Annotated in this window: 1 protein-coding gene; it reads left to right on the forward strand. The window is 38.3% G+C overall.

Features of this window, described 5'->3' with window-relative positions; genetic code table 11:
- On the forward strand, positions 1 to 1,416 hold a 1,416-nt coding region (locus tag DNG35_RS12235; RefSeq protein WP_199489118.1), incomplete at both ends, for a hypothetical protein.

The following is a 1,416-nucleotide window of genomic DNA, read 5'->3' on the forward strand; positions in this document are numbered from 1 at the left end:
ACTCCTTTTGTTGGGTGTAATGACCATCATTACATCATTATCCATCTATGCACAAACTTACCCTGGTGGTGTTACGGGCGCCGAAGTATGGTATAAGGCAGACTCGCTCGATATTACCAATAACCAATACCTAAACTTTGCTGAAACTGAAATTACCTTAAATGATTGTGGAGACCACCAACCTTCACTCTACAACTTTAACCCTTCCATTCATGCCGAGGACCAACTATGTCTCATCTATCGGGTTCCCATTGAAAATGTATCGGAAAGGGATATTTTCTTTGTCGGGTTAACAGACCCGAATCCAGAAATTTCCTATCTAACTACGCAATGGCACCGCTTTGAGCAGCAACAACCGCTGATTGTTTCTTTTGACAGTATTGTCCGGAATCATTTTGATATTTCCAACCAAAAAACTTATATCAACAAACTGGTTGGAAATTACTCCAGTGTCAAGAATGCACATGTCAACTATTACCACTGGAACCAATTTGATATTGACAGAAAATTCAAAAGTTATGGGGAACTTGGAGAAACCTATATATACATTGGGAAAGATTACACGGACAAAGAAAGCCAAGATCCCGTTGAGTATTTCAAGGGCAAATTTCCGGAATACCTTTCCTTTCCGTACCCATTGAGTGCCAATGAAAAGAACCGGGTTGAATCCTACTTGGCGTTAAAATATGGAATAACCCTCTCCTCTTCGACTTCCTATAAAAATTCAAGCAATACTGTATTTTGGGAAAAGGAAAACAATGGAATTTTTTACAATAATATCTTTGGTATGGGAAGGGATGATCTGTCCGGACTGCATCAGGTACAGAGTAACAGTATGCATTATGAGGGCAAGTTGATTTCATCTATTGATCAAAAATATAAATACAGCAATGAGGAACTATTAAAGGTGACATCCCTACCAAATGATCATTTTATTGTTTTTGGGGACAATGAACAGCCCGATGATGGTTTAAGAGGCGAGCCTAATTCTAAAGGTGTAGAGATTTTAAACAGAATATGGCTATCACAATCCACTGGGGATTATATGCAGGAGTTTCCCGTTTTCTTCTGTTTGGAAAGTGCTTTTTTATATGATATCATTGACAGCCATAACAATGAAAAAGGAAATGAAGAAAATCAGTGGGTCTTATGGATGTTACACGATAAATATACCTCCCACGATGAAGAATCTGATTTCAACAGTGAATTTGTAAATTATTATAAACCCTATGAAAGAGAAGATATAACCGCTTGTTATGGAATGGTCATCACGGAAGGGGAAGAACCGGTAGAAGAACCTATTATATTTTTTGACGGAGATCTGAATAAATACGATCAATTTACTTTTGGCGTGGGTCCAGAAATCATAGTACAGTTCCAGCACACGGGCTGTAATCCTGAGGAAGGTTATGAAAC

It is taken from the genome of Mesonia sp. K7 (assembly GCF_003233725.1).
In the GTDB taxonomy this organism is placed as follows: Bacteria; Bacteroidota; Bacteroidia; order Flavobacteriales; family Flavobacteriaceae; genus Mesonia.